The 6,277-nt window shown below is 56.7% G+C and carries 4 protein-coding genes; 1 reads left to right on the top strand and 3 read right to left on the bottom strand.

From position 1 onward, the window contains the following. A partial coding sequence (locus tag BFP99_RS16300) for a hemagglutinin repeat-containing protein (RefSeq protein WP_256098157.1) occupies positions 1-944 on the bottom strand: 944 nt, incomplete at its 3' end. Positions 945-1,342: 398 nt separating this feature from the next. On the opposite strand from BFP99_RS16300, the gene BFP99_RS16305 reads away from it, so the two are divergent. After that, entirely contained in the window at positions 1,343-1,636 is a 294-nt protein-coding gene (locus tag BFP99_RS16305; protein ID WP_083221206.1) for a hypothetical protein, read from the top strand. Between the two features lie 169 nt (positions 1,637-1,805). Here the strand turns inward: BFP99_RS16305 and BFP99_RS32890 are convergent, their stop codons facing one another. Both BFP99_RS32890 and BFP99_RS16310 read right to left on the bottom strand, forming a co-directional pair. Further along, entirely contained in the window at positions 1,806-2,381 is a 576-nt protein-coding gene (locus tag BFP99_RS32890; RefSeq protein ID WP_133822175.1) for a hypothetical protein, read from the bottom strand. Between the two features lie 2 nt (positions 2,382-2,383). After that, on the bottom strand, positions 2,384-6,277 hold a 3,894-nt coding region (locus BFP99_RS16310), incomplete at its 5' end, for a hemagglutinin repeat-containing protein (protein WP_256098158.1).

Here is a 6,277-nt window from a genome sequence, read left to right on the forward strand (position 1 = left end):
CGCCCAACCGCCAAGCTCTTGGAACTGTCCTTACTGGTCTGACTGGCCGTCTCCATCCCCGAAGTAACGGTGACATCAGCCCCACTCAACTCCATGTTCTTGGTGCTCACCAGATCACTGGCCACCACCTTCAACTCACGCCCCGCCGTCAACGACACATTGCCCGCGCTCGAACCAATCGTGCTGCCGGTCAAGGTCATTTCATTGGCCGTGCCGTTGCGCTTCGAGCTGTTGATGTACAGCTTCTGGTTGCCGGTCATGTCGTCCAGACCGAGCTTGTTGCCGGTCAGCACGCCGGTGAGGTCGCGATTTTTTTCCTTGTGCATGTCGGTGCGGGCGAAGGTGTTCTGCGCCGCGTCGATGGTCAGGTCACGGCCGGCCTGGACGGCGAGGTCGCCGGTGCTGACCAGGTTGGAACCGGTGACCGTGGCGTCGCGTTTGGCGGCGACGGTGACGGTTTCGCCGGAGACCATGCTGCCCAGGGCGGTGGTGCGTTTTTCGTCGACTTTGTCCTGGACTTTGCTCGACTTCAGGCCGCCCCAGCTGCTTTTGCTTTCCTTGCGTTCGTGGCGGGCGCTGTCGGCGTTGCTGACGGCGAGGATGTTCACGTCCTGGCCGGCCACCAGTTGCGTAGCGCCTTTTTCGGCAGTGACGGCGCTGCCGGCCAGCAGCAGGTCCGCACCGGCGACGACGGTGCTGTTCGTCCCCGCGCTGACCAGGCTGCCGACGTTGTTCACGACGTCGGTTTCATCCAGGCGGAATTTCTTGCCCTGGGAGGTTTTCTTGGTCTTGCTGTAGAAGCTGTAGTCCTGGTCTTGCGCGGCTTTGAGCTCGAGGTTTTTGCCGGATACCAGGTACGCCTCGTTGCCGGCATTGACCTGGCTGGCGACCAGTTGCAGGTTCTGCCCGGCGCTCAGGGTGGCGTCGCCGCCGGCCTTGATCACGCTGGAGACTTGCTGGACGTGGTCTTCGATGCTTTTGATTTTTTCGAGTTGTAGGTCGAATGCTGCTCGTTGGCTGCCGCGATGGCGTTGAGGTTGGCGCCGGCTCGCAGGGCGACGTTGGCCTTTTGATGCCTTGCGTGTTTTTACGCTGAGGACTTATAGTCCGCCGGTCGTCCAAAAGGGCGATCGGATTTGGCGATCCGTTGACCGTATGCGAAAGCTTTCTGCTTGCTTGCAGGGGTTTCCGTACCCGCATCGCTGCTTTATGGCAGCTGTGCGCGGGAGACCTTCGGGTCTGCCGGAACTCGGTCCCGGTTCGCCAACCTGCGTACAGCTGTCACCCATTCGTTTGGCGACGATAGGTGACAGCTTTCATTACATCGACCGAGGCTTTACCTATGAATAGATACATGCCGCTTACAGGCCATGACTCAACCATCCCCGCGCTGGTGATCGACACGCAAGCGCCCCTAGATGTTCTCTATGATGCCGCCGCGTATCGCATTCGTGCGGTGACTCAGTTTTTGGAGAACCTCGCGTTTCGGGAAGAGATCAGCAGTGATGCGATTGTGCTTCACGATTTTGCGCTGTTACTGGCAATTCCGCTGCGAGATGGGTGTGATTGGCCGGAAGTTGAACTCAAAAATTTCATAAATAAAATGGGCGGTTATTTTAAAAACCGCCCAGCTTAAAAACTTCCCAGACAAATGAAATAAAAAAGCCAATTATTAAAGAACGTAACACCTCCAGATTTGCTTCTCCACAAGCATTCAAACAAAAACGTGGCCTGCCCCCTAATGGATAGCGCAATCACAGTTACGACAAACGACACAGTGAAATACTTGCACGTCACTGCACATCTTATTTAGCCTTTATTAATTGCATCCAATAGTTATATGTCTCTCGAAGCCGACCTAATGTCTTTGATCCATCAGCAATAGCGCACGCGAATGCATGAGCAACTCTTACTGGATTGGTAGGCAGCGAGCCAGATGCGGATATAACAGGCTGCCCGTAATCCGCCTGTTTCTTATTACCTTTTAACTGACTCCAGCTCAGTTCAGGGTTATTTCGAACCGCCACTTCACCATAATACATTCCAACTAAAACAGCCAAAGACATTGCCTCTTCGGATAGAACAGGTGTGTTCAAATCAGCCGTGCCGGCAATTGAATCATTTCCTGTTTCGTTAACCGTTGATGACAGTTGCTCTTTATAAATCCGTGAAGCTAACCACTCAGCCACACCATCTAAAGATTCCGGGGAAAAATCCGCGTTCCAGCTTTCATATCCCGGCGTATGCCAAACAGCTTGAATTAACTCATCTAAACAGTAGGGTTTATTAAGCATAAAGAGTTCATAAAAACTATTTAGCTCTTTCGAATTCATAGATGAAAAAAAATCTGTGACTGGCGTATAGGCGGTTGTAAATTCCATAATCAATGCACCTTAATTTTGATTCCCGCGTCGGACAAAGCTTTTTCAAGGGCTGGCGCAGGTCCAACGCGTCCTGTGACGGGGCTCCTATAAAAATTCCATGTTACCCCATTAACCATACCGCGGCTCAGGAGCTCCGTATCCTTCATCACCTGAAGGGCTGTATTGGCGTCGAGTGAAGTGTATCCAACCTTGGACTCATGAGCCAAAGCACCTGGAGCTAGCTGGTCGACGACACGCACGCCTTGGGTCGTTTGGAAGGTAACTTGAGACTGACCACCCAATGGTTTTAGGGCATCCTCCCCGATTTTCCCTGTTGCTCCAATTCCGGCGGACGGATTAGGAGAAACAATTCGCGTCGCTCTATCCTCGGTCAACGTGTAGTAGTTACCATTACCGGCCAGAAACACCTGATTGCCATTGGCGTCCTGCGTTCCGGTAGGTTTGTAAGTCCCACCACCGGGGCCGTTCACGGTTCCATCAATTTCTTGTGTGTAGCCTTTGGGAACATTAAAGCTCGCGTCGTTTGCTGCTGATTTTCCGGTTCCGACAACTTTGGCCTCTCCAGAAATCAAAGTCGATGCAGGCACTTTTGTAGTAGACGTTAACCCTTTTAATCCGTACCCCCCAGCAATCGCCGCCGTGATGGCATGCATCGTCATGACAAAATCATACTGTTGCTCAACTTCCGCCCGCGTTTTCTCAGAACGGCTCGCAAGGTCCGTTATCACGATGTCGTGGAGAATGCTGGCATCGTCTAAGCCACGTAATGCAGCCTCGGCATTTTTTGCATCAGCCGGGTAAAGTTCTTTATAAAGCAGACGGACAGAGACAGGAGCCTCGTATTCCGCAAGAGCCTGACGTGCAGGTTCGATCAAACGACCGCAAGCGGAACTGGACAAATTTCCGGTAGTGCAGGCATCGCGAATCGCTTCATCTCGATCTTTATCGATAACGTTTATATACGCGAGTTCATCTTTTTCTTTGTCAGTGATGGTGCCCAGCATTTGCTTGCGTGAAAGCACAAACTTACGGGTCGCTTCCGGCACGCTGAGATAGTTATTCTCAACCGCATTCCTCCCAACCTGAGCCGCTGCCACCGCATCCAGTGCGCCCTTGCCGGACAACGATCCTGAAAGGCCACCCGCCAAGGTCGCGAGGCTGGAGATCGTCTGCTTTTGCGCCTGGGTCAGGTTCTCGTTACTGACATCGCCATACAGGTTCTCTTTGATCAGACGTGCGGTTTCCTCTGCCGCCACAGCACCGGCTGCACCAGCGAGTGCTGAGTTACCGCCAGCCTTGGCGAGCACAGCACCCAGTACCGCATGGGCCATCAGATTGGCTGTAGGGTCGCCCTTGGTCCTGTCCCTGATTGTTTCTGCCAGATATGGCGCCGCCGCCCCCGCCAACGCCCCACCTACGCTGCCACCCATCGCCGCTTGCACCACGGCAGTCACTGCCTGGCTGGCCTTCTGGAAGCTGCTGCCAACGCCATAATCCTGCTGGGCACGCTGGCTGATCTGAGCCTGTGTCGGATTGGCGATACCCTCATCAATCAACTTCAGGCGCGTGGCTTTGTTGACGTCACTGTTAGGGTCGTCAGCGGCCCTGATCCTGGCCGCAGCAATCGCATCACCAATGCCCTTGGTCAACTCCATCGAACTCTTGATCAGATCCATGCGTTCCTGCATGGCCTTTTCATCAGGCTTGTCGAGACGCTGGTTGGCGTTGGCGGTGTCGCGGTTCAGGCCGACCAGGTCACCCGCGCCTTCAGGGTTGCGCACCACGATCGTGCCTTCGCTGACGGCACTGCGCGTGTAGCTGTGGTCCGAATCGTTCAGCGACATTCCATACAAGGCACCCGGCGTGAGGGTAGTCGCGCCGCCACTGTAGGAACCGGAGACGCTGACGCCGGCCGATTGGCTCTTGATCTCGCTCTTATTCTTGATGTCGCTGACCAGCAGCCGATCGGTGAGCAGCAGGTTTTTGTCGGCCGTGGCTTCACTGGCAATCACCGCACCTTGCAGGGTGGTGTTTTTCGCCACATCGATGGTGTAGCCACCCTTACCGGCAAAGAAGCCGCTCTGGTCGGTCACCGCCTGGTAGTCGCTGTTCATCTTCGACGCCGCCAGGTTCGCGGACGCGGTTACCGGGGAGCCATAACAGATCGGCGGAATGCAGATGCTCGCACCGAAGCCTGCGCTGTTCTGCTTGCTCTTGGACGTTTCGGTGTCTTGGCGCGACAGAATGTTGAGGTTGCCGCCGATGGTGGCATCGATACGGTCAGCGCGTACCTGCGCGCCGATCAGGCTGGTGTCCTGGCCGCTGCGCAGCACCAGCGAGCCGGTGTCCAGAGTGGTGTTGACCTGGGTAACCGAGCCACCCGAGCCAAGGTTCTTGGCGGTTTGTGCACCGAGGTCGATGGTGAAACCGTTTTGCTCGCCTATGTTGAAGCTGGCACCGATAGCGGTCCTGTTGCGTGAACCGTCGTTTTTGCGGTCGGTGGTGTTCTGTGCGCTTTGCATCAGGATGTTGTTTTTCGCGGACAGCAACGTGCTGTCGGCTTTCAACGTACTGCCGGTAATCGTCAAGTCACCCACAGTGCCCGGCGCATCGCCCGCGGCGATGATCGACAGTTTACCCCCGGCGTTGAGGTTGCTCTGGTGAGCGGCCTGCGCCGTGTATTCGCTGCTGCTTTTGGTGCGGGTGTTGGCCAGTTCGGTACCGATCTTGATCAGTGACCCGTTGCCGGCAGAGCCACCGGTCTTGTCCTTGAAGCCGGTACTTTGTTTAGCGAGATCGCCCGCCTGGTTATTCAGGTTGTACATCGACAGCGCCGCCTGAGCGATCTTCACGGCCTTGAGGCGCGGATCGTCGGAGCTGCGCGCCGCCTCGGCTGCGTCGCGGATGCTGTTGGCGGTGTCGACCACGGTGCCCGCAATCACTCGCCCAACCGCCAAGCTCTTGGAACTGTCCTTACTGGTCTGACTGGCCGTCTCCATCCCCGAAGTAACGGTGACATCAGCCCCACTCAACTCCATGTTCTTGGTGCTCACCAGATCACTGGCCACCACCTTCAACTCACGCCCCGCCGTCAACGACACATTGCCCGCGCTCGAACCAATCGTGCTGCCGGTCAAGGTCATTTCATTGGCCGTGCCGTTGCGCTTCGAGCTGTTGATGTACAGCTTCTGGTTGCCGGTCATGTCGTCCAGACCGAGCTTGTTGCCGGTCAGCACGCCGGTGAGGTCGCGATTTTTTTCCTTGTGCATGTCGGTGCGGGCGAAGGTGTTCTGCGCCGCGTCGATGGTCAGGTCACGGCCGGCCTGGACGGCGAGGTCGCCGGTGCTGACCAGGTTGGAACCGGTGACCGTGGCGTCGCGTTTGGCGGCGACGGTGACGGTTTCGCCGGAGACCATGCTGCCCAGGGCGGTGGTGCGTTTTTCGTCGACTTTGTCCTGGACTTTGCTCGACTTCAGGCCGCCCCAGCTGCTTTTGCTTTCCTTGCGTTCGTGGCGGGCGCTGTCGGCGTTGCTGACGGCGAGGATGTTCACGTCCTGGCCGGCCACCAGTTGCGTAGCGCCTTTTTCGGCAGTGACGGCGCTGCCGGCCAGCAGCAGGTCCGCACCGGCGACGACGGTGCTGTTCGTCCCCGCGCTGACCAGGCTGCCGACGTTGTTCACGACGTCGGTTTCATCCAGGCGGAATTTCTTGCCCTGGGAGGTTTTCTTGGTCTTGCTGTAGAAGCTGTAGTCCTGGTCTTGCGCGGCTTTGAGCTCGAGGTTTTTGCCGGATACCAGGTACGCCTCGTTGCCGGCATTGACCTGGCTGGCGACCAGTTGCAGGTTCTGCCCGGCGCTCAGGGTGGCGTCGCCGCCGGCCTTGATCACGCTGGA

Source organism: Pseudomonas sp. 1 R 17 (assembly GCF_900067035.1).
Classification (GTDB): domain Bacteria; phylum Pseudomonadota; class Gammaproteobacteria; order Pseudomonadales; family Pseudomonadaceae; genus Aquipseudomonas; species Aquipseudomonas marginalis.

Excerpts from the sequence above, each read along its gene's own strand:
- BFP99_RS16305 (WP_083221206.1), top strand. The coding sequence starts at position 1,343 with ATGAATAGATACATGCCGCTTACAGGCCATGACTCAACCATCCCCGCG.
- BFP99_RS32890 (WP_133822175.1), bottom strand. The coding sequence starts at position 2,381 with ATGGAATTTACAACCGCCTATACGCCAGTCACAGATTTTTTTTCATCT.